The sequence below is a fragment of the Vibrio sp. Y176 genome, from assembly GCF_033438945.1.
Genome location: NZ_JAWOQS010000786.1, coordinates 1 through 609, shown reverse-complemented (window position 1 = coordinate 609; position 609 = coordinate 1). Strand labels below are relative to the sequence as shown.

At 44.5% G+C, this 609-nt stretch carries 1 protein-coding gene; it reads right to left on the bottom strand.

Going from position 1 to position 609, the window contains the following annotated elements; translation table 11 throughout:
• Window positions 1–68: 68 nt before the first annotated feature.
• On the bottom strand, window positions 69–609 hold a 541-nt coding region (locus R7O13_RS28650; RefSeq protein ID WP_318305433.1), incomplete at its 5' end, for an aromatic amino acid transport family protein.

Genomic DNA, 609 nt, shown 5'->3' with positions numbered 1-609 from the left:
TTTGATCCAGATTAAAAAAGCCAACAGGTTTCCCTATTGGCTTTTCACGTTCAATTTAAGCAGTGGAACTAACCTAGAGCAGGTAATACACCTAAAGTGATTAGCACTTGCGCTAAAACGATGCCCGTACCCGCTATACCAGTGACGACTAGCGCTCCTTGCCCACCAGCGACACGGTATTCACCAGAGAAATCATCGGAACGACGAACCTTGATCACCATGACAAGAGGAAGGAAAATCGCAAGAATAGCCAATGCAATCGCCGCGTAACCCAGCGCCATAATGAAGCCTTGCGGGTAGAAAAGCGCAAAACCAAGTGGCGGAGTAAACGTAATCACCGCAGCTAACAAGCGATTTGGTTTCTCACTTTTGCCTTTGATCGTATCACCTAAAAATTCGAACAAACCTAAGCTCACACCTAAAAACGAGGTGAGAAGTGCAAGGTCGGCAAATACACCTACAATGCTGCTCAAGTTGGATTTGTGAACAGTTTGAGATAATTGACCAATAAGTGCACTCAAGCCACCGTTTTCAATAAGTGCATCCTGGCTTACTACGCCTAAAGTAACGATTTGCCAGAAAATGTAGATAACTAAAGGAATCGTCGAA